Annotated in this window: 21 protein-coding genes; 12 read left to right on the top strand and 9 right to left on the bottom strand. The window is 47.4% G+C overall.

Annotation, left to right across the window (positions count from 1 at the left end):
* Positions 1-3 precede the first annotated feature (3 nt).
* The 3 genes from mnmA to HG547_RS14265 all read right to left on the bottom strand — a co-directional run bounded on the left by mnmA (position 4) and on the right by HG547_RS14265 (position 2735).
* On the bottom strand, positions 4-1122 hold the full coding sequence (gene mnmA / locus HG547_RS14275; RefSeq protein ID WP_169548195.1) for a tRNA 2-thiouridine(34) synthase MnmA: 1119 nt from the start codon (positions 1120-1122) through the stop codon (positions 4-6).
* 295 nt (positions 1123-1417) lie between these two features.
* Positions 1418-1894, bottom strand: a complete 477-nt coding sequence (locus tag HG547_RS14270; protein WP_169548194.1) for an NUDIX hydrolase — start codon at positions 1892-1894, stop codon at positions 1418-1420.
* Positions 1895-1949: 55 nt separating this feature from the next.
* Positions 1950-2735, bottom strand: coding sequence for an rRNA large subunit pseudouridine synthase E (locus HG547_RS14265; protein ID WP_169548193.1), 786 nt, complete (start codon positions 2733-2735; stop codon positions 1950-1952).
* Positions 2736-3152: 417 nt separating this feature from the next.
* Here HG547_RS14265 and HG547_RS14260 point away from each other — a divergent pair, with 417 nt between their 5' ends.
* Entirely contained in the window at positions 3153-5378 is a 2226-nt protein-coding gene (locus tag HG547_RS14260; protein WP_169548192.1) for an NADP-dependent isocitrate dehydrogenase, read from the top strand.
* 236 nt (positions 5379-5614) lie between these two features.
* Here HG547_RS14260 and cspD read toward each other — a convergent pair whose 3' ends face one another.
* Positions 5615-5821 (bottom strand): cold shock domain-containing protein CspD, encoded by a 207-nt coding sequence (gene cspD, locus HG547_RS14255; RefSeq protein ID WP_011072576.1) that lies wholly within the window; start codon positions 5819-5821, stop codon positions 5615-5617.
* A gap of 193 nt (positions 5822-6014) precedes the next feature.
* On the opposite strand from cspD, the gene clpS reads away from it, so the two are divergent.
* Both clpS and clpA read left to right on the top strand, forming a co-directional pair.
* Positions 6015-6323 carry an ATP-dependent Clp protease adapter ClpS gene (clpS, locus tag HG547_RS14250; RefSeq protein ID WP_086903584.1) on the top strand — a complete coding sequence of 103 codons (309 nt, stop codon included), beginning with the start codon at positions 6015-6017 and terminating at the stop codon, positions 6321-6323.
* A 42-nt stretch (positions 6324-6365) separates the two neighbouring features.
* The gene (gene clpA, locus HG547_RS14245) at positions 6366-8633 is read left to right on the top strand and encodes an ATP-dependent Clp protease ATP-binding subunit ClpA (RefSeq protein WP_169548191.1); all 2268 of its coding nucleotides are present in this window, start codon (positions 6366-6368) and stop codon (positions 8631-8633) included.
* 106 nt (positions 8634-8739) lie between these two features.
* Here clpA and infA read toward each other — a convergent pair whose 3' ends face one another.
* The 3 genes from infA to aat all read right to left on the bottom strand — a co-directional run bounded on the left by infA (position 8740) and on the right by aat (position 10457).
* Positions 8740-8958, bottom strand: a complete 219-nt coding sequence (gene infA, locus HG547_RS14240; protein WP_006081934.1) for a translation initiation factor IF-1 — start codon at positions 8956-8958, stop codon at positions 8740-8742.
* An 82-nt stretch (positions 8959-9040) separates the two neighbouring features.
* Positions 9041-9757: an arginyltransferase gene (locus HG547_RS14235; protein WP_169548190.1), complete on the bottom strand. Its 717-nt coding sequence runs from the start codon at positions 9755-9757 to the stop codon at positions 9041-9043.
* The gene (gene aat / locus HG547_RS14230) at positions 9747-10457 is read right to left on the bottom strand and encodes a leucyl/phenylalanyl-tRNA--protein transferase (RefSeq protein WP_169548189.1); all 711 of its coding nucleotides are present in this window, start codon (positions 10455-10457) and stop codon (positions 9747-9749) included. The genes HG547_RS14235 and aat overlap by 11 nt, the downstream gene beginning before the upstream one ends.
* Positions 10458-10511: 54 nt before the next feature.
* On the opposite strand from aat, the gene HG547_RS14225 reads away from it, so the two are divergent.
* On the top strand, positions 10512-10982 hold the full coding sequence (locus HG547_RS14225) for a glycine zipper 2TM domain-containing protein (protein ID WP_169548188.1): 471 nt from the start codon (positions 10512-10514) through the stop codon (positions 10980-10982).
* Positions 10983-11057: 75 nt separating this feature from the next.
* Positions 11058-11810 carry a Nif3-like dinuclear metal center hexameric protein gene (locus HG547_RS14220; RefSeq protein WP_037426500.1) on the top strand — a complete coding sequence of 251 codons (753 nt, stop codon included), beginning with the start codon at positions 11058-11060 and terminating at the stop codon, positions 11808-11810.
* A 94-nt stretch (positions 11811-11904) separates the two neighbouring features.
* Here HG547_RS14220 and HG547_RS14215 read toward each other — a convergent pair whose 3' ends face one another.
* Complete coding sequence (locus HG547_RS14215) at positions 11905-12861, bottom strand: AEC family transporter (RefSeq protein WP_169548187.1); 957 nt, start codon at positions 12859-12861, stop codon at positions 11905-11907.
* Between the two features lie 212 nt (positions 12862-13073).
* A complete protein-coding gene (gene metG / locus HG547_RS14210; protein ID WP_169548186.1) occupies positions 13074-15104 on the bottom strand; it encodes a methionine--tRNA ligase in 2031 nt (676 codons plus the stop codon).
* Between the two features lie 160 nt (positions 15105-15264).
* On the opposite strand from metG, the gene apbC reads away from it, so the two are divergent.
* The 7 genes from apbC to holB are packed head-to-tail and all read left to right on the top strand — an operon-like array spanning position 15265 to position 21039.
* On the top strand, positions 15265-16380 hold the full coding sequence (apbC, locus tag HG547_RS14205; RefSeq protein ID WP_037419322.1) for an iron-sulfur cluster carrier protein ApbC: 1116 nt from the start codon (positions 15265-15267) through the stop codon (positions 16378-16380).
* Positions 16381-16391: 11 nt separating this feature from the next.
* Positions 16392-17030, top strand: coding sequence for a uridine kinase (gene udk, locus HG547_RS14200; RefSeq protein WP_011072566.1), 639 nt, complete (start codon positions 16392-16394; stop codon positions 17028-17030).
* A 29-nt stretch (positions 17031-17059) separates the two neighbouring features.
* Positions 17060-17641, top strand: coding sequence for a dCTP deaminase (gene dcd / locus HG547_RS14195; protein ID WP_037419254.1), 582 nt, complete (start codon positions 17060-17062; stop codon positions 17639-17641).
* 5 nt (positions 17642-17646) lie between these two features.
* Positions 17647-18456 (top strand): aminodeoxychorismate lyase, encoded by an 810-nt coding sequence (gene pabC, locus HG547_RS14190; RefSeq protein ID WP_169548185.1) that lies wholly within the window; start codon positions 17647-17649, stop codon positions 18454-18456.
* Entirely contained in the window at positions 18453-19463 is a 1011-nt protein-coding gene (mltG, locus tag HG547_RS14185) for an endolytic transglycosylase MltG (protein WP_088585491.1), read from the top strand. Before pabC ends, mltG begins: the two co-directional genes overlap by 4 nt.
* Positions 19460-20089 carry a dTMP kinase gene (gene tmk / locus HG547_RS14180; RefSeq protein WP_037419259.1) on the top strand — a complete coding sequence of 210 codons (630 nt, stop codon included), beginning with the start codon at positions 19460-19462 and terminating at the stop codon, positions 20087-20089. Before mltG ends, tmk begins: the two co-directional genes overlap by 4 nt.
* Positions 20083-21039 carry a DNA polymerase III subunit delta' gene (holB, locus tag HG547_RS14175; RefSeq protein ID WP_169548184.1) on the top strand — a complete coding sequence of 319 codons (957 nt, stop codon included), beginning with the start codon at positions 20083-20085 and terminating at the stop codon, positions 21037-21039. Before tmk ends, holB begins: the two co-directional genes overlap by 7 nt.
* Positions 21040-21041: the final 2 nt, after the last annotated feature.

The raw sequence follows: 21041 nt of genomic DNA, 5'->3' as shown, positions 1-21041 counted from the left end.
GGTTTATCCTCTGATCAGTTGATCGATAATTCCGCCACCGAGGCACACTTCGCCATCGTAAAATACCGCTGATTGGCCAGGCGTCACGGCGGCAACGGGCTCGTCAAACACCACTTTGAGCGTATTGTCATCAAGATAGGTGAGGGTGCAGGGGATATCCTGCTGGCGATAACGGGTTTTCACCACAATTTGACAGCCATCGGCGGGACCTTTGCGGTCGACCCAGTGTAGTTGATTGACAAACATGCCATTGGACATCAAGCGCGGGTGGTGGCCACCTTGGCCAACAACAAGCACGTTACGTTTGAGATCTTTATCCACCACGTACCATGGGTCATCATTGCTATTTTTCATGCCACCAATCCCCAGACCTTTACGTTGGCCTAAGGTGTGGTACATCAAACCTTGGTGCTTGCCAATGACTTCGCCTTCGGCGGTTTCGATGTTGCCAGGTTGCGCTGGTAAGTAATTACCTAAGAATTCAGTGAATTTACGTTCACCGATAAAGCAAATGCCGGTGCTGTCTTTCTTATCATGGGTAATAAATCCCATCTGTTTGGCGATTTCTCGCACTTCGTGTTTTTCGAGTTCACCAACCGGAAACAGGCTGCGTGCCACTTGTTCATGGCTTAAGGTGTATAGGAAGTAGCTTTGATCTTTATTATTGTCGACCCCACGCAGCATTTGCGTTGTGCCATCGGCATTGTCGCGGCGGCGCACATAGTGACCCATGGCGATGTAGTCGGCATCGAGAATATCGTCGGCAAACTCTAAAAAGGCCTTAAATTTGATTTCTTTGTTGCACATGATATCGGGATTGGGGGTACGCCCCGCTTTGTATTCGGCAAGAAAATACTCAAATACATTGTCCCAATATTCGGCAGCAAAGTTGACCGTGTGGAGTTTGATCCCAAGCTTATCGCAAACGGCTTGAGCATCTTTTAAATCTTCGGCGGCCGCGCAATACTCGTCGTTGTCATCTTCTTCCCAGTTCTTCATGAAAAGGCCTTCAACCTGATAGCCTTGCTGCATAAGCAAATAGGCTGAAACGGATGAATCAACACCGCCGGACATGCCGACAATGACTTTTTTTCCTGTATGAGTGGGTTCGATTGATGTCATAGATCCTAAAAACCATTGAGTATATGTGTTAGCGAGTCGTGGCTTGAACCATCGTCATTCGCGCATGACTCACTTTTAAATCTGCGTTTATTAGCTGCGTAGTTAGGGCAGGCTTATCGGTGATTCGTTTAGCATCTGAGATACATCAGCCCAACATCATTAAGTACCAGATGCATGATGCTAAAATACCCCAAATTTTTAACCAAAAAGCGCAGTTAAATGCCTTATCGAATCGCGCATTTACGCGGGGGCGTATTCTATCACGCCTTGTTGCTTGGGGCTATCTTTGACATCCCTACAGACGCTGACTATTGAGTAATTCGAGCGAATGAATTTGCTCTTGTTGCAACTGTTTGCGGTAATCGTTGAGGCAATCGAGCACTAATGGACTGCGCAGTTGATGAGCTTTAGCTGCGATCTGCTCAAAGCTCAACCAATGGGCGGCATAAATATCCGCATCCTGTGGCTTAGGTGTGAGTAGCGTATCGACTTGCACCAAAAAGGTAAAACGCACAAATGCGAGGTCCTGATTGGCGCTAAATTGATAAATCCCGACCAATCCCTGTGGCTTGAGTTGAAGGCCTGTTTCCTCAAAGACTTCGCGCTCACAGGCTTGGATAAGACTTTCATTTGCTTCCAAGTGTCCTGCTGGTTGATTAAAACGCTGCTCACCATCAATCCACTCTTCCACTAATAGATACTTGTCTTCGGTCGGGGCATGGATAATACAAGCAACTGTTACATTGGGTTTATATCTTGCTTTTACTGTCACAGTGATTACCTTTGAGTGACTTGATTAGGATATTGGATTGCTTGTTGGCGCAAGACTATTCGGTCTTTTGAGCCACCAGTATGCATTTATGCTCACCTGTCGCTAAATCATCTAGACTCCATTGGCCTATTTTATAGCGAATAAGTCTTAAGGTCGGAAAACCAATATGGGCCGTCATCCGCCGAACTTGGCGATTGCGTCCTTCGTGGATTTGAATTTCCAGCCAAGTGGTTGGGATGTTTTTTCGCTCACGGATTGGTGGATTACGCGGCCACACATTCGGCGTCGCCATGATGCTGACCTTCGCGGGCAGTGTCATACCATCTTTTAATTCAACCCCTTGGCGCAGTTTGGTTAAATCTGCTTCCGTGGGTTCCCCCTCTACTTGCACCCAATAGGTTTTAAAGGTTTTCTTTTTTGGCTCAGTCAGTTTGGCTTGGAGTTGACCGTCATTGGTTAACAGCAACAGTCCCTCGCTGTCGCGATCTAATCGCCCAGCAGCATAAACGCCCGGAATAGGGATGAAATCTTTTAATGTTTTACGGCCTTGCTCATCGGTAAATTGGCACAGAACATCGAAGGGCTTGTTAAATAAGACGATGATAGGCGCAGCTTGAGGCTTGACGCGTGGGGCCGATGGGCGTTTTTGAAGCCGTGTTTTGGCACTATTCTGTTGTGACCCTGTATCGCGCAGCGAACTTACCTTGGCAGATTTGGCGAAGGAGCTTGGTTTATTTCCTTTACTGCGGTTATCTGCCCTATGCTGCGGGTGCGTGGTGGATGCGTTCTGGCCGCGAGTGCGAGGCGTTGCTTGAGATGTTAGCGGGTTATTTTTGTTCATGCTGTAACTAATTGTTGTTCATACCGTGGCGAATAGTCGCTTAAGACAGTCTAGTCATTTTACGTCGTCGCCGATGATATGCGACTGAACCTATCCGTTAGCAGACGTCAGAAAGAAGACGTGTTATTTATCTGCACACAGTGTACTTGGCATTCGCCGTTAGTGGAATTTGAATATTATTGTGAATGCTCTATGATGTCGGCCTGAAAATGTGATCTAAGCCTAAATGTTTGTTAGGTATTAATGAGTCGATTTACCCACGTTGGCGAACGCAAAGAGGATGTTGCAGCGGGTTTATAGGTTTTATAGGGGCGTTTACGATTGCCTCGATAGAGAATTCCTTCGTGCCAATGTTTGTTCGTCATGATATAAAATTATTATAAAAATACTAAATTTTACAATAATGTAGGATGTAACATGAAAGATAACTCACCAACAATTATTTATACCGAAACCGATGAAGCGCCAGCACTGGCAACGCTTTCTCTGTTACCTATCATCAAGACCTTTACCAATGCGGCGGGTGTGGCGGTTGAAACCCGTGACATTTCTTTATCAGGCCGTGTGATTGCTAACTTCCCAGAAAAACTGACTGACGCGCAAAAGATTGGCGATCACTTAGCTGAGCTTGGCGATCTAGCGAATCAACCAGAAGCTAATATCATCAAGCTGCCTAATATCAGTGCGTCAATCCCACAGTTAAAAGCCTGTATTTTAGAGCTGCAACAGAAAGGTTATGACATTCCAAACTATCCTGACGAGCCAAAAACTGACGAAGAAAAGTCAATTAAAGCGCGTTACGACAAGATCAAGGGCAGTGCGGTAAACCCAGTCCTGCGTGAAGGTAACTCTGATCGCCGCGCGCCGCTATCAGTGAAAAACTTCGCGAAAAAGAACCCACACTCTATGGGTAAATGGGTGAAAGACTCTAAGTCACACGTTGCTCATATGAGCGAAGGTGATTTTTACGGTAGCGAGCAGTCAGTGACTTTGGCTAACGCAGACACGGTTAACATCGTTCTGGCACAAAAAGACGGTCAAGAAGTCGTCCTTAAATCAGGTCTGAAACTGCTCGCGGGTGAAATCATCGATGCGTCAGTGATGAGCAAAAAAGCCTTAGTCAGCTTCTTTGAGCGTGAAATTGCCAATGCCAAGGCTGAAAACGTGTTGTTATCGCTGCACCTTAAAGCCACCATGATGAAAGTATCCGATCCCATCATGTTTGGCCATGCAGTGAAAGTGTTCTTCAAACCGGTATTTGATAAACATGCAGCATTATTTGCTGAATTAGGCGTTGATGTGAACAACGGTTTTGGCGATGTATATGCGAAAATCGCCAGCTTACCTGCCGATGTACGTAGCCAAATTGAAGCCGATATCGCGGCGGTCTACGCTGAGCGTCCTGCGCTGGCGATGGTGGATTCTGACAAAGGCATCACCAACTTACACGTCCCAAGCGACATTATTATCGATGCTTCTATGCCAGCGGCTATTCGTTCATCTGGCCAAATGTGGGGTCCAGATGGCAAGTTGCACGATACTAAAGCGCTGATCCCAGACCGTTGCTACGCAGGTGTGTATCAAGAAACTATCGCTTTCTGTAAAGAACACGGTGCATTCGATCCAAGCACTATGGGCAGTGTGCCAAACGTGGGCCTGATGGCGCAAAAAGCCGAAGAATATGGCAGCCACGATAAAACCTTCGAAATCCCAGCTGATGGCGTAGTTAACGTGATTGATGCCAGTGGCAAAGTGTTAATGAGCCACAACGTCGAAGCGGGCGATATTTGGAGAATGTGCCAAGTTAAAGACGCGCCTATCCGTGACTGGGTCAAACTTGCCGTTCGCCGCGCACGTTTAAGCAATACTCCTGCGGTATTCTGGTTAGATGCAAATCGTGCCCACGATGCACAATTGATTGTTAAAGTGAAGCAATATCTGCCTGAGCATGACACCAGCGGTTTAGACATCAGCATTATGTCACCAGAAGAAGCGACTCGTTTCTCATTAGTGCGCATCAAAGAAGGTAAAGATACTATTTCTGTTACTGGTAACGTACTGCGTGACTATTTGACTGACTTGTTCCCAATTTTGGAACTGGGTACCAGTGCTAAGATGCTATCTATCGTGCCATTAATGAATGGTGGCGGCCTGTTCGAAACGGGTGCGGGCGGTAGTGCGCCTAAACACGTACAACAGGTTGAAAAAGAAGGTCACTTACGTTGGGACTCTCTAGGTGAATTCCTAGCATTAGCGGCTTCGTTAGAGCATTTAAGCCAAACTGTGGGTAACCCTAAAGCGCAAGTACTGGCGGATACCTTAGATCAAGCTATTGGTCAGTTCTTAGATAGCAACAAGTCGCCATCAAGACGCGTTGGAGAGCTGGATAACCGTGGTAGCCATTTCTATCTGGCGATGTACTGGGCACAAGCATTAGCCGCTCAAACCAAAGACGAGCAGTTACAAGCTCACTTTATTCCATTAGCGCACGCTTTAAGCGCCAATGAGCAAGTGATTGTGGCTGAACTCAACAATGCGCAAGGTGCACCAGTGGATTTAGGCGGTTACTATCGTTTAGACGCCGCAAAAGCTGAAAAAGCCATGCGCCCAAGCGAGACACTGAACAAGCTATTACTTGCTTAACGATTTATCGTTAACTTAGCATTAATACTGAAAAGGCCTGCATTGCAGGCCTTTTTATTGCACTAAATTTAGGAGTAAGTTGTAAATTAACCAGAGCGAGTTAACGTTTAGAGATGAAAATGTATTCGCTCCGATACACCTATGCTTACAAAATGAGACATGACGTGTAGTTATTCTACTCAAAATAAAAAGGCAGGGATAATCCCTGCCTTTTAGATCATTGGCCTCACCAAACGTTATTTTGTTGGTGAAATGGCTGAAGCGTGCATTCCTTTTGGACCTTGTTCTACTTCAAATTGAACTGGTTGGCCTGCTTTTAGAGTTCTATAGCCTTCCATTTCAATGGTAGAATAGTGTGCAAAAACGTCCTCGCCACCTTGATCAGGGCAAATAAACCCGAATCCTTTGGCGTTGTTGAACCATTTAACAGTTCCGCTTGCCATACTTCCACTTCCTTCTGTTGTCTACTTACCAGTAAGATAGTAAAACCTGTATAGACGGGAGTGTTTCACCGTCTGAGCTACAGAATGTAAGGAGTAAAAGCGGAAGTCAAGCTAAAATTAACAAAGAGGTAACAACTGATTAATTTGAAGATAGCAATTGGAAGAGGACAACACGAGAGGCTAGTATTAAAAAATGGGTAAGACAGGAAACATAGAGCACGTTGAAGAACGTGTGGAATCTGAGTTAATGCCACCTTCGATGTATAAGGTGGTCCTTAATAATGACGATTACACGCCAATGGATTTTGTGATAGAAGTGCTACAAATCTTCTTTCGCAAGAATGAGCAGGAAGCCACAGATATCATGTTGACTATTCATCACCAGGGAAAGGGTATCTGCGGGATTTTCCCCTACGGCATTGCAGAAACTAAGGTGATACAAGTAAATCAATTTGCAAGACAAAACCAACATCCGTTACTGTGTTCGTTAGAGAAGGCTTAACAGCGCTTACTCTGTTGTCAGTTGTTAATTTTGGGGGTGCTTATGCTGAACAAAGATCTGGAAGTCACCTTAAATCTGGCGTTTCAGCAAGCCAGAGAGGCTCGTCACGAGTATATGACGGTTGAACATCTGTTATTGGCTCTGATAGACAACCCTGCGGCTCAAGACGCGCTAATCGCCTGTGGAGCGAATTTAGATAAACTTAGAGATGAAGTAGCAAGCTTTATTCAACAAACCACCCCAATCATTGCGGATATGGATGATGATAAAGAAACCCAACCAACGCTCGGGTTTCAGCGGGTACTGCAACGCGCCGTTTTCCATGTGCAGTCCTCGGGCCGCAATGAAGTCACTGGTGCTAATGTGCTGGTGGCCATTTTTAGTGAGCAGGAATCCCAAGCTGTTTATCTGCTGCGCCGCAGCGATATCAGCCGATTAGATGTGGTGAATTTTATTTCCCATGGTTTTCCAAAAAATGAGGACAGCGACGCTCATCAAGATCAAGATCGTAGCGAAGAGCAAGCCGAGGCTAGCGAGGAACGTAGCATGTTGTCGCAGTTTGCGACCAACTTAAACCAGCTTGCAAAACAAGGTGTGATTGATCCGCTTATCGGTCGTGATCAAGAAATCGAGCGCGCCATCCAAACCTTATGTCGTCGCCGTAAAAACAATCCACTATTGGTCGGTGAGGCGGGCGTAGGTAAAACCGCGATCGCAGAAGGTTTGGCCTATCGTATCGTTAATCATCAAGTGCCAGAGGTGATGGCGCAGGCGACAGTGTATTCCCTCGATTTAGGCTCTCTACTTGCGGGCACTAAATACCGTGGCGATTTTGAAAAACGCTTTAAAAATTTACTAAAAGAGCTCAGTGCGGACAAACACGCCATTTTATTTATCGATGAAATCCACACCATTATTGGTGCTGGTGCCGCATCAGGTGGGGTGATGGATGCCTCCAATTTGCTTAAGCCCTTATTATCGAGTGGCAATTTACGTTGTATGGGCTCAACCACTTTCCAAGAATACCAAAGTATTTTTGAGAAAGACCGCGCATTGGCTCGTCGTTTCCAAAAGGTCGATATCAACGAACCTTCCGTGGCTGAAACCACTAAAATTCTGATGGGATTAAAGTCCAAGTACGAAGAATACCACGGTGTGCGTTACACCCAAGCAGCAATCAATAGTGCGGCAGTGCTGTCGGCTAAACATATTAATGACAGACACTTGCCCGATAAAGCTATTGATGTGATCGATGAGGCGGGTGCGCGCATGGCTATGTTGCCACAGAGCAAACGTAAAAAAACCATCGGTCAGGCCGAGATTGAAACCATTGTGGCGAAGATTGCTCGGATCCCAGAAAAATCAGTCTCCGCCAGCGACAAAGATTTACTGCGTAACCTTGAGCGCAATCTCAAGATGGTGGTCTTTGGTCAAGACAAGGCGATTGAATCCTTAAGCTCGGCGATTCGATTATCGCGCAGTGGTTTAGGTACAGATAAAAAACCTGTTGGTAGCTTTTTGTTTGCAGGCCCAACTGGGGTAGGTAAGACAGAAGTGACCAATCAGTTAGCTAGTTGCCTAGGAATGAAGCTAGTGCGTTTCGATATGTCGGAGTACATGGAAAGCCATACGGTTTCTCGTTTGATTGGGGCTCCTCCTGGATACGTAGGATACGACCAAGGTGGTTTACTCACCGATGCTGTAATTAAAAATCCCCATTGCGTGGTGTTGCTCGATGAAATCGAAAAGGCTCACCCCGATGTCTACAACCTGTTACTGCAGGTGATGGATCATGGCACCTTAACCGATAACAACGGTCGCAAGGCGGATTTTAGGCATGTCACCTTAGTGATGACGACAAACGCAGGTGTTCAGGAAACGATCCGTAAGTCTATTGGCTTTACTCAGCAGGATCATACCCAAGATGCCTTATCGGAAATCAATCGAGTATTCTCGCCAGAGTTCCGTAACCGCTTAGATTCCATCATTTGGTTCAACCATTTAGATATGACTATCATAGCCAAGGTGGTTGATAAATTCTTGGTGGAATTACAAGCACAACTTGATGCGAAACATGTGTTACTTGAAGTCAGTGATGAGGCCAGAACCCTACTCGCCGAGAAAGGCTATGATAAGAGCATGGGCGCACGGCCAATGGCCCGCGTGGTGACAGAGCTTATTAAACGTCCATTAGCGGATGCTATTCTCTTCGGTGAACTGGAACATGGTGGTGTTGCTCATGTTGATGCCAAAGACGGTGAAATCGTGATCCACACCGAACGCCACGAGAAAAGTACCACTAAGGCTTAATCTCTCGCGAAAACCCAATAAAAATGGCTGCAATTGCAGCCATTTTTCTAATCTCACGCCAACAAAAAAACCCGGCCTCGCCGGGTTTTTCAACTAAAGGGGAATATTAGCGTGCGCGGAAGACAATACGACCTTTGGTCAGATCATAAGGGGTCAACTGAACTGTTACTTTGTCACCAGTCAGGATCCGGATGTAGTTTTTGCGCATTTTGCCTGAAATGTGGGCTATCACCACATGACCATTTTCAAGCTCTACGCGAAACATTGTGTTTGGCAAGGTTTCAAGGATAGTGCCTTGCATTTCAATGTTATCTTCTTTCGCCATTAATTATTTATCCCATTAGCCTTCGAATATAAAAAACGGGCGTATCATGCCGCAAATTCACCTTGCTGTAAAGGGGATGTGCCTAGCAAACTTGGGAATACTCCCAGCCTTGGGGGGTTAAAATCTGATAAGGGCGGTATAAGCGTTTGTAGGACATTTTCCGATTTGCATCAATTTGATACCCCAGATAAAGAAAATCTTTACCCTGCATTTTAGCCAATCTGCACTGGAGTAAGATCAATAATACGCCAAGGGAGCGGCGTTCTTCATCGGGGTCAAAATAGCTGTAAATGGCTGACAAACTATTGGGCAGAGTGTCTGTCACTGCTACAGCCACAAGTCTATTGCCATCATAGACTTCAATAAACGTGGGGGGCAGCCAATGACAGAATAAAAATTGTTCATATTGGGTTTTGCTTGGCGGAAACATTGGGCCATCGAAGTGGCGCTCACGGATGTATTTTTCATACAGGGCATATTGAGCCTCGGTATGTTCTGAGGTGATGCGCCAAGTTAAATCACGGTTATGGGCTAGGGTGCGCTTTTGCCGTTTAGACGGTGTAAATTCTTTAATTGGTAACCGAATCGGCTGACAGGCATTGCAACGGGGGCAACGGGGTTTATAAATGGCGCTGCCACTGCGGCGAAAACCTATGGCGAGTAGCCGCTCAAATAGTATTGGGTCGAGGGTTTCCTCCTGAATGACTAACAGTTGCTCCTGCTGACCATCGAGGTAACTGCAGGGGAAAATGTGGCTGATCCCAATGGCGATTGGGGTGTTACTCGCGTTAGAGTTCAAGTGTGACCTCACTTGGTATCCAAGCTGCAGGATTGACCGTGTTATCCCTAAACTGGGTTAAGAGTTGTATAAAGTTCGCACGTTTAACGGGTTTTGCCCCTAAGCTCTCAAGGTGGGGATTCATTACCTGTGCATCGACAAGTTTAAAGTTCATTTTGATTAAATGTTGTTGCAACACCGCCATGGCCGCCTTTGACGCATTGGTTTCGCGGTGGAACATGGATTCACCACAAAACACTTGGCCAATGGCGAGACCATAAAGCCCACCGATTAATCGCTCACCGTGCCAAACTTCGATTGAGTGGGCATGGCCATTATGGTGTAGCTCACGGTAGGCCATTTGAATTTCATGGGTTATCCAAGTGCCAGCTTGTTTACGCCGAGGTTGAGCACAACCCGCCATCACATCGGTAAAGGCATGATTGATGGTATAGCGCCAAGGCTGTTTTTTTAAATATTTACGTAAACTTGTGCTGATATTCACTTGGCCTGGAATAAAAATGGCGCGGGGATCGGGTGACCACCATAAAATAGGATCCTCGGCGTTAAACCAAGGGAAAATGCCGTGATAATAGGCGGTCAACAAACGCTCTGGGCGTAGGTCACCACCTATCGCCAATAAGCCGTTTGGATCGGTGAGGGCGAGTTCGGGTGAAGGAAAAGCTTCAAATTCGTGATTCAGAAAAGACAGTGAGTTCACAATTGCGTATGATTCAGTAATAGACCCTTATACTAAGTTAGCGGAAATTCGGATATGTGGAAACCTACACTAGCGAGCTTTATGTTTATTTGTGCTTTAGTGATTTCTCCGGTGCAAGCAGGTTACGATCGTAATCAGGCGGTGCCGGTCGAAAAAGTCCTCTATGGCGATATTAACTCGGTACGCAATATCACCGAAACCCAATTGATTGAAGACAGAAACCAAGGTTGGAAAACTTTCGGTGGCGCATTAGCGGGTGGGGTGATTGGTCATCAATTTGGTGGCGGCTCAGGCCAAGATATCGCGACAGTGTTGGGGGCGTTGATTGGCGCTGGGGTTGGCAATCGTTATGGCAGTGGCACCACGGTGCAATCGCTCAAGCTCGTGGAGCTGATGATCTCTCAGGAAGACGGCACGCAAGTCATGGTGATCCAAGATTATGATCCTGGCATGGTGTTCAATGCGGGGGATAGGGTACGTGTGGTGTACCTGCAAGGTGGGGTTCGCGTTGATTTAGCCATGTAACTAAGCCATGCAACTAACGCGAGGAAATTAAGCCTAACTGCCAAACATTAATAAAGAACGTTAAACGGTGATGGAATGACAAGGACAGAACTAACCCAATATTTAGCCGATTTTTTGCGGATATCGGCCTTTAAAGATTACGCCCCCAATGGTTTGCAGGTTGAAGGTAAAGCAGATATCCGCACCATAGTGACAGGTGTGACTGCTTGCCAAGCGTTAATCGATGAAGCGATTCGCCTCAAAGCCGATGCGATTTTGGTTCACCATGGTTTTTTCTGGAAGAGTGAGCCTGAGGTGATCACTGGCATGAAGCAGCGCCGAATCAAAGCCTTACTCGCCCACGATATCAATCTGTTTGGTTATCACTTGCCCTTAGATGCCCATCCAATGTTAGGTAATAATGCGGTCTTAGGCCGCAAACTGGGGATCATTGATGCTGAAGCAGTAGAAGATGTGGCACAGGGATTAGTGTGGCGTGGAAAGCTCGATTTGCCCGTCAGTGCCAGTGAATTTGCCGCGACCTTAGACGAAGTGCTTGGCAGAGCGCCGCTGCATATAGGCGAGAGTTCGGATGAAATCCAATATTTAGCTTGGTGTACGGGCGGTGCGCAGGATTATATCGATGTTGCCGCGAGTCTCGGTGTGGATGCGTTTATCAGTGGCGAAGTGTCAGAGCGTACCTTCCATAGCGCCGTGGAGCAGGGAATTCACTATTATGCGGCGGGTCACCATGCGACCGAGCGTTTTGGTATTGAGGCGCTGGGGCGTCATCTCGCTCGCGAATTTAATTTGGTGCACCATTTTGTAGATATCGCTAACCCTGTTTAACAATCTTGCTTTATCGACATCTGGTAAATGAAAGGCGAGCCATGCTCGCCTTTGTCTTATGTAAATCAACCTTAAGTTCAAATCAGTCCTAAGTTTAAATAAGCCCTAGGGTCGACAGGATAAAAATGCCTAAGGTGCAGGTGAGCAGCGAGCAAACGGTGGTTAAGGCGATAATATTGGCCGCAAGCGTGGCATTTCCCCCCATGGCCCGCGCCATCACATAACTTGCGGCTGCCGTGGGCGCGGCGCTCATCAAAAACACCAAGGCAAGTTCAACTCCGCGATAGCCAAGTATCAAGGCGCCTAGGGTGATAAACAGTGGCGCAAAGATAAGTTTTAAGGCGGTCGAGAACCAAGTGGAATACTTTTCATGTTTGAGTGAACCAATATCCAGCGAACCGCCAGTGCACAGTAGCGCTAATGGCAGGGTCATATTGGCAAAGTATTGGCCCGCGTCGAGCACCATTTTCGGTAATGGAATGGAGAGAAAATAGAACAGCATGCCAAGGATAATGGCAATGATCAGCGGATTTTTAGTGATGGTTTTCACCATTACACTAAATGCGCTGCGACTCGACTCTTCCCCCCGCGGGCTTAAACAAATCACGGCTTGAATATTGTAGAGCAGCGTCATGGACGCCACATAAACGGCCGCTAAAGCAACGCCTGATTCACCATAGGCATTAGAGACATAGGCTAAGCCGATAATGGCGGTATTGGCCCTAAATCCCCCTTGAATGATGACGCCTTGATCCTTCGGCTCGGGGAAAAATCGTTTTGTCGTGTAGGTTGAGAGGATAAAAAACAGTAAGTTGGCGAGTAAGCCATAACCGATTAATGGCGCACTGGCGGCAAGATCGTGATGCGAGCTGATGATGCTGAGAAACAACAGCGCCGGCAGGGTGACATTAAAAACCAGTTTAGAAGCGACATCAATAAAGTGTTCATCAATGACTTGGGTGCGTTTAAGCATCACGCCTAAGGCTAACATTAAACAGATGGGACCGGTTATTGAAGCAGAAAACAACAGCTGCTCAATGATATTGCCCATAACTTCTCCTCGAAAATTCCATAGTGCGTTGTCGCTGAATCAGTGCGGCTTAGCCATAGCCGCGATAGTGTCGCACTGTCAGTCACTTGTCGAGGCCACATCAACTTACGCTCCCTGATAAAGCGTAAAGGAATGTGTGTTTAATAAATAAGGCCGCATTAAATGCGGCCTTATGTCTACTTACCTGTAACTTGACGGGTGCGTAGTGTCGATTACTTCACCCGCATACCAGGCTGTGCACCTTCATGGGGTTCTAAAATCCACAAATCGCTGCCACCAGGGCCTGCTGCCAAGACCATGCCTTCTGACATGCCAAAACGCATCTTACGTGGTGCAAGGTTGGCAACCATCACAGTCAGCTTGCCTTCGAGATCCTCAGGCGAATAGGCTGATTTAATGCCTGCAAATACCTGACGGGTTTCGCCGCCGATATCAAGTTGCAGTTTTAACAGTTTGTCGGCTTCGGCTACATGCTCGGCTTTAACGATACGCGCAATACGCAGATCGATTTTAGCGAAATCGTCATAGTTGATGGTATCGCTAATGGGATCGGTTGCTAATGGCCCTTTTGGTGCTTCTGGCTCGCTCGTGGCTTGCAAGTTTTCCTTAGAGTCGGCCACCATAGCTTCAACTTTGTCTAACTCAACACGTTGCATCATGGCTTTAAATGGCGCAATTTCATGGCTCGCCATATCTTGGCCTAAGCCATCCCACGTTAGGGTTTGCTGGAAGAAGGCTTCAACGTCTTGCGCTAAGCGTGGTAACACAGGTTTTAAGTACGTCACCAAAATGCGGAACAGGTTCAGCGCGTTTGAACACACTTGGTGCGCGGCTTCCTGTTGATCATCTTGCTTCACTAGCTGCCAAGGCGCTGCATCGGCGACAAAACCGTTGGCGATGTCCGCGAGTGCCATGATTTCACGCATCGCTTTACCGTATTCACGGGTCTCATAAAACTCAGCGATTTGTTCTTGTTTGGCTAAAAACGCCTCAGTTAGCGTGGTATCCGCAATTTTCGCGAGCTTGCCATCGAAGCGCTTAGTGATAAAACCTGCGGTGCGCGAGGCTAAGTTCACTAGCTTACCGACTAGATCTGAATTCACTCGCTGGGCGAAATCTTCCAGATTTAAATCTAAATCGTCGATACGGCTACTGAGTTTGGCCGCGTAGTAGTAGCGTAAATATTCAGGATCTAAGTGATCTAAATAGGTGCGGGCTTTAATAAAGGTGCCCTTAGATTTAGACATCTTAGCGCCGTTAACCGTTACATAACCGTGGGCATAGACGCTGTTTGGCTGGCGATAGCCCGATCCATGGAGCATCGCAGGCCAGAACAGACTGTGGAAATAAACGATATCTTTACCGATAAAATGGTAAACCTCGGCTTTAGAATCCTTCGCCCAAAATTCGTCAAAGCTTAGCTCTGGGCGTTTGTCACACAGGTTTTTGAATGAGCCCATGTAGCCGATAGGCGCATCTAACCAAACGTAGAAGTATTTGCCCGGTGCATCTGGGATCTCAAAACCGAAGTAAGGTGCATCGCGGGTGATGTCCCATTGCTGCAGACCCTGTTCGAACCATTCGTCAAGTTTGTTGGCCATTTCGGTTTGCAGTGCGCCGGAGCGAGTCCACTCTTTGAGCATGTCTTCGAAGGCGGGTAAGTCGAAGAAGAAGTGCTCAGTGTCCTTCATCACTGGCGTGGCACCCGATACCGCTGATTTTGGATTGATAAGCTCAGTCGGGCTGTAAGTTGCGCCGCAGGCATCACAGTTGTCGCCGTATTGATCGGGCGATTTACACTTAGGGCAGGTGCCTTTTACGAAGCGATCGGGCAGGAACATCGACTTCTCAGGGTCAAATAGCTGAGAAATGCTCTTGCTTTTGATATAGCCATTAGCGCGCAGTTTTAAGTAAATATCGCTCGCCAGCACGCGGTTTTCGTCACTGTGGGTGCTGTGATAATTATCGAAGGCGATATTAAAATCGGCGAAATCCTGCTGATGCTCTTTGTTGACTTGAGCAATCATTTCTTCAGGCGCCATACCTAATTGCTGCGCCTTGAGCATAATCGGTGTACCGTGGGCGTCATCGGCACAAATATAGTGGCACTCATGTCCACGAAGTTTTTGATAACGCGACCAGATATCCGTCTGGATGTATTCCAGCATGTGACCTAAATGAATCGGTCCGTTCGCGTAGGGAAGTGCGCTGGTCACGAGAATTTTACGTTGTGAAGTTGCCATCTTGTCTCAAATATCGTGGTGGGCCAAAAATAATGGTAGAGATACTAACCGATTACAGGATGATTTTCATCAAAACCTGAGTCGATTGGGTTAAATCTGCGCTAATGTTTTTGTCATTATCTGGTACACTTGGGCAAATTTATTGGTGGGGGTAATGCTTTTGTCTTCAACTCAAACTGATTATCGTTTAAGTGACGATCTTCTCGGGCCAGTTCTGGCCATTCTCGATGCATATATCGACCCGTATTTAGCGAAGGGTTTAGTGAGCGCAGGATGCGTTAATAAATTGGCGATTGAAGGTAAGCGTTTGCAGCTTGGCTTAGTCTATCCATACCCTTGTATGACTCAATACCGCGATACCGTGATGGCGCTGACCAACAAACTCGCTGTGCTGGATGCCATCGATGAGGTTGAGTGTGAAATCGATTTTCAACCTAAGGTGTATTCGGCGATTGCTTCTATCGCACCGATTGCCAATGTGAAGCAAGTGATTGCTGTCGCGTCCGGCAAAGGCGGTGTGGGTAAATCAACCACGGCGGTCAACCTTGCTTTAGCACTGGCCGCTGAGGGCGCACAGGTTGGTATTTTAGATGCCGATATTTATGGTCCTTCCGTCCCATTAATGCTTGGGATCCCAAACTTCAGGCCCGTTTCCCTCGATGGTAAACACATGAGCGCCGCCAGTGCCCATGGTATTGCTGCTCAGTCGATTGGATTTATGTTAAGTGGTGATGAAGCCGCAGTATGGCGTGGTCCTATGGCGGCGGGCGCGCTTGCGCAGCTGCTCAATGAAACCCAGTGGCCAGAGCTAGACTATTTAGTCGTCGATATGCCACCGGGCACGGGTGATATTCAATTAACTCTGTCGCAAAAAGTGCCAGTAAGTGGCGCGGTGATTGTGACAACGCCGCAGGATATCGCTCTCGCCGACGCCAAGAAAGGCATCACCATGTTCCAGAAAGTGAATATCCCCGTCCTCGGCATTGTTGAGAATATGAGTTTCCATTTATGTCCAGAGTGTGGCCATAAAGAACATCCCTTTGGTACGCACGGTGGCAGTAAAATGGCTGAGCGTTATCAAGTTCCACTGTTAGGCGCCTTACCGCTGCACATCAATATCCGTGAAGCCATGGATGTGGGTGCGCCGACGGTTGTGGCCGAGCCTGACAGTGAAGTGGCGGCACTTTATCGGGAAATTGCCCGTAAAGTGGGCGCTGAATTGGCACTTAAACAGAGCCAGAAAACAGTTTCTATTAGCGTATCAGATGACGAGTAAGGTTTAAGGGTATGAATTCTCAGCAGTGTGTCATTATTGCAATTGCTGGCGCGTCAGCATCGGGCAAGAGTTTAATTGCCAAGACGATTTTTGACGAACTTCGCCGCGATTTAGGCACAGATCAGATTGGGGTAATTAACGAAGACGCGTACTACCGCGATCAGAGTCATTTATCCATGGATGAGCGTGTGTTAACTAACTACGACCATCCCAAGGCGTTAGACCATCAGCTGCTATGCACGCACTTGCAGTTGCTAAAGTCTGGCGAAGCTGTTGATATCCCTTGCTATAGCTATACCGAACATACGCGTATGGCCGAAACCGTTAAAATGACCCCCAAAAAAGTGATCATTTTAGAAGGCATTCTGCTGTTAACAGACCCTAAATTACGTGAATTGATGGATGCGAGCGTGTTTATGGATACGCCGCTGGATATTTGCTTCCTGCGCCGTTTAACCCGCGATGTGGCCGAGCGTGGCCGTACGATGGAGTCAGTGATTTCACAGTACAAGAAGACAGTGCGTCCTATGTTCCTGCAATTTATTGAACCTTCAAAACAATACGCTGATATTATCGTGCCTCGCGGCGGTAAAAACCGTATCGCGACCGATATTTTGAAGACTCGTATTCAACATTTACTGGCAAAATAACGACTAAAACTCAGGGAGTAAAAGGCAAGATGCGCTTAACCGATATCGAAATTGAACAGGCCCTTGATAACGGCACTATCGTTATAGAACCTCGCCCAAGCATAGATGCGATTTCTGGCGTCAGTGTGGATGTGCGCTTAGGTGGGCAATTTCGCGTCTTTAAGGATCATACTGCGCCTTTTATCGACCTCAGTGGTCCGAGTATTGAAGTGCAGGCGGCGCTCGATCGGGTGATGAGCGAAATCATCGAAATCCCAGACGGCGAAGCCTTCTTCCTACACCCCGGTGAATTGGCGCTCGCCGTGACCTATGAAAGCGTGACACTGCCTGCCGATATCGTCGGTTGGCTCGATGGCCGCTCTTCACTGGCGCGTTTAGGCTTGATGGTGCACGTCACTGCGCACCGGATTGATCCGGGTTGGCAGGGTAAAATCGTGCTCGAGTTTTACAACAGCGGTAAGTTGCCTTTAGCGCTGCGCCCACGGATGACCATTGGTGCGTTAAACTTTGAACGTTTAAGTGGCCCAGTGGCGCGTCCGTATAACAAGCGCAAAAATGCCAAGTATAAAGATCAACAGGATGCGGTTGCTAGCCGTATCAGTCAGGACTAATACCCTTGATTTGGGTTAATGGGGTTTCACAGGCAAGCATTGTTCCTATGGACAGGGGACTTGCCTATGGTGATGGCCTCTTTGCTACGATGCGAAGTAGCGAGTGTGGTATTTTGTTTTTTGAGCAGCATGAAGCCCGTCTTACGGCTGGCGCTGCAAGACTTGGGTTTGACTGGCAAATGAGTTCAGCCCTTGCTGAGCAGCTCAATACACTTGCTGCACAGTACCCGCATCACTGTATTAAATTGATGATCACACGCGGTGTTGGGGGCAGAGGCTATGCCCCGCCTGAGCAGGTAAACGTTACGGAGATCGTTTCTGTTCATCCCATTCCTGCCCATTATGCTGCGTGGCAACAACAGGGGATTCGTCTTAAAACCTCCGCAGTCCAATTAGGTCATCAACCCTTATTGGCGGGGATAAAACACCTTAATCGCCTCGAGCAAGTGTTAATCAAATCCCACCCCTTACCACAGGGTTTTGATGATTGGTTAGTGCTGGATTGTAATGGGCTGGTGATTGAATCTTCGATGGCGAATATCTTTTTTGTTAAAGGCCATCGAGTGATTACCCCATCTTTGGCGCGCTGCGGCGTTGCGGGTGTCATGCGCGAGCAAGTGATGTTAGCCTTACTTGCACGGCAGATGAATATTGATTGTTTGCCCTTTGGCGCCGAGCGTTTAGTGGAGTTTGACTCGGCATTTATCACTAACAGCATCTTAGGCGTGGTGGATGTACTGGCGATCGATTCGCACAGTTTCAAGCCTTCTCCTTTGACTGCCGATCTTAGACACACACTTTCACTCTCACTATGAAAAAACTCATTCTGATCGCAAGCTCTACCTTATTGGCCTTGCTGACCTTAGCTTGCTTGGCGGGTTATTGGGGTTACCGTACGATTATTGATTACAGCCAAACGCCATTAGCGTTAACCGAAGCCAAAGAATTAACCATTGCTCGTGGTACGAGTGTGCACCAGTTGGCGCAGCAGTTAGAAACCGATGGCGTTATCCAAGACAAATGGAAACTCAAATGGTTACTTAGATTGCGTCCAGAGCTGGGCAAGATCCGCACTGGTCTGTACGAGATGTCACCCTCGCAGACGCTTGCCGACTTACTTAACGACTTAGTCAATGGCAAGGTGAAAACCTTTAGCCTGACCTTAGTCGAAGGCAAAACCATTGCCGAGTGGGAACAACAACTGGCAAGTGCGCCCCATTTACAACTGACCCCAGAGGTTTTTAGTGCCGTATTAATGGAGCAGGGGGACGATTCGGCGTTGCCCGAAGGTAAATTCTTCCCCGATACTTACCATTACACCGCTGACAGTGATGCCAAGGTACTGCTGACCCAAAGTTATAAAATGATGGAGCAAGAACTCGCCAAAGCCTGGGCAGAGCGTGTGCCCGGTTTACCGCTTAAATCACCTTACCAAATGCTGATCTTGGCATCGATTGTCGAAAAAGAAACTGGTCAAGCCTTTGAGCGTGATCAAATCGCCGGCGTCTTTATTAATCGACTGAATCTAGGCATGAAGCTGCAAACCGACCCCACGGTGATTTATGGCATGGGAGACAGATTTAAAGGCAATATCACCCGTAAAGATTTAGTCGAAGAGACACCGTTTAATACCTATCGGATTTTCGGCTTACCGCCAACACCGATTGCGGCACCGAGCAAGGCCTCATTACAGGCAGTGTCGAAACCCGCCAAGGTCAGTTATTTGTATTTTGTGTCGCGTAACGATGGTACCCATGTATTTTCGACCACTTTGGAAGAACATAACCGCGCCGTCGATATTTATCAGAGAAAGAAAAAATGACCCAAGCATCCGCCAAATTCATCGTTGTTGAAGGACTGGAAGGCGCCGGTAAATCGAGTGCGATTGCCCTTATTCGCGATTTTATTGAAAAGCACACCGGGCTTGCGCCTGTTTGCACCCGCGAGCCAGGCGGCACGCCGCTGGCCGAGCGCATTCGTGATTTAGTGAAAATTGCCGACCCAAACGATCCTTTATGTGATGAGTCTGAATGTTTATTGATCTATGCCGCCAGAGCCCAGCTCGTCGCCAATGTCATCAAACCTGCATTGGCCCAAGGCAAGTGGGTGTTGGGGGATAGACACAATCTGTCATCTTTAGCGTACCAAGGCGGTGGACGTGGCTTAATGCCTTTAGTCGAAGCCGTAAGTAACGCAACGCTCAAAGGGTTTAAACCCGATTTAACCCTCTATCTTGACCTTGACCCTAAGCTTGGGCTGCAACGAGCAGCAAAGCGGGGCGAACTTGATAGAATTGAGCAGCAAGCCATCGACTTTTTTGAACGGGCGCGCGCAACTTACCTCAAGCTTGCCAGCGAAGATGAGCGAATTGTCGTTATCGACGCCAGCCAAACCATGGCCGAAGTCCATAAAGATATTCTGGCCGTGTTACAGGCGATGGCATGGTAACGCAAAGCGGATTTGATGTATTAACCCTGCCTTGGCTCGATGCGCCAAGGCAGGCGTTTTTAACCCAGTTGCAAACTCAAAAAGTCCCTCACGCGCAACTCGTGGGTATCGATTCTGCCTATGGCGGTGAACTTTTGAGTGTATTTATGGCGCGCGCCGCCATGTGTTCACAACCCACTCCCGCGGGCGGGTGCGGTTTTTGTAAGTCCTGCCAGTTATTTGATGCGGGTAATCATCCTGATTTTTATCAAATCGAGGCCGATGGCCATCAAATTAAAGTCGATCAAATTCGTGAGCTTTGTAGCCGCTTAAGTGCGACTGCCCAGCAAAGTGGCCGCCGTGTAGCCATTATCCACCATAGCGAGCGTTTAAACTCAGCCTCTGCCAATGCGCTACTCAAGACGCTCGAAGAGCCGGGTAAAGACACCTTACTACTATTACATTCCGATACGCCCGCACGTTTAATGGCTACGATCAGTAGTCGTTGTCAGCGGCTTCCCTTTGTGACGCCGTCTAAAATGTTGATCAAAAACTGGTTAATTCAGCAATGTCAGATCCAAGAGGATGTGACTTGGTGCTTGAGTGTGGTCGGCGGTCCATTAAAGTTGGCCGAAAGTTTGCTATCCGACGGTACGCAACCCAGTCGTTATCAAACCTTGTTAGGGTTTCGCAAAGATTGGGTGCAAAGTTTGTCGTCGGGCCATCTGTGTGCTAGTTTGTTAACGATAAGTGAACAACAAATCATTGATGCTCTTAAGGTTTTATACTTACTCCTGAGACAAGTTTTATTGAAGTACGGCGACCAAGATGCGTTTGTGCAAGCGCAAATAGGGAACTTGGCGGCGAAAATCATGGGAATGTGTCATAGCTTAAGTGCAATGCCGAGTGTCAATTATTTAGGCTTGTGTCAAAGTTATGTCTTAGAATATAAAGAAATAACAAATAAGTAACA

This window comes from Shewanella sp. DNRA4 (genome assembly GCF_012843185.1).
GTDB classification, from domain to species: domain Bacteria; phylum Pseudomonadota; class Gammaproteobacteria; order Enterobacterales; family Shewanellaceae; genus Shewanella; species Shewanella xiamenensis.
The sequence above is the reverse complement of the archived record's forward strand: the minus strand, read 5'-3'. Positions and strand labels throughout refer to the sequence as shown.

What these genes read in the sequence shown, in the direction of transcription:
- mnmA (WP_169548195.1), bottom strand. Translation starts at nt 1,122, where the DNA reads ATGACATCAATCGAACCCACTCATACAGGAAAAAAAGTCATTGTCGGC.
- HG547_RS14265 (WP_169548193.1), bottom strand. Translation starts at nt 2,735, where the DNA reads ATGAACAAAAATAACCCGCTAACATCTCAAGCAACGCCTCGCACTCGC.
- HG547_RS14260 (WP_169548192.1), top strand. Translation starts at nt 3,153, where the DNA reads ATGAAAGATAACTCACCAACAATTATTTATACCGAAACCGATGAAGCG.
- cspD (WP_011072576.1), bottom strand. Translation starts at nt 5,821, where the DNA reads ATGGCAAGCGGAACTGTTAAATGGTTCAACAACGCCAAAGGATTCGGG.
- clpS (WP_086903584.1), top strand. Translation starts at nt 6,015, where the DNA reads ATGGGTAAGACAGGAAACATAGAGCACGTTGAAGAACGTGTGGAATCT.
- clpA (WP_169548191.1), top strand. Translation starts at nt 6,366, where the DNA reads ATGCTGAACAAAGATCTGGAAGTCACCTTAAATCTGGCGTTTCAGCAA.
- infA (WP_006081934.1), bottom strand. Translation starts at nt 8,958, where the DNA reads ATGGCGAAAGAAGATAACATTGAAATGCAAGGCACTATCCTTGAAACC.
- HG547_RS14225 (WP_169548188.1), top strand. Translation starts at nt 10,512, where the DNA reads ATGTGGAAACCTACACTAGCGAGCTTTATGTTTATTTGTGCTTTAGTG.
- HG547_RS14220 (WP_037426500.1), top strand. Translation starts at nt 11,058, where the DNA reads ATGACAAGGACAGAACTAACCCAATATTTAGCCGATTTTTTGCGGATA.
- HG547_RS14215 (WP_169548187.1), bottom strand. Translation starts at nt 12,861, where the DNA reads ATGGGCAATATCATTGAGCAGCTGTTGTTTTCTGCTTCAATAACCGGT.
- metG (WP_169548186.1), bottom strand. Translation starts at nt 15,104, where the DNA reads ATGGCAACTTCACAACGTAAAATTCTCGTGACCAGCGCACTTCCCTAC.
- udk (WP_011072566.1), top strand. Translation starts at nt 16,392, where the DNA reads ATGAATTCTCAGCAGTGTGTCATTATTGCAATTGCTGGCGCGTCAGCA.
- dcd (WP_037419254.1), top strand. Translation starts at nt 17,060, where the DNA reads ATGCGCTTAACCGATATCGAAATTGAACAGGCCCTTGATAACGGCACT.
- mltG (WP_088585491.1), top strand. Translation starts at nt 18,453, where the DNA reads ATGAAAAAACTCATTCTGATCGCAAGCTCTACCTTATTGGCCTTGCTG.
- tmk (WP_037419259.1), top strand. Translation starts at nt 19,460, where the DNA reads ATGACCCAAGCATCCGCCAAATTCATCGTTGTTGAAGGACTGGAAGGC.
- holB (WP_169548184.1), top strand. Translation starts at nt 20,083, where the DNA reads ATGGTAACGCAAAGCGGATTTGATGTATTAACCCTGCCTTGGCTCGAT.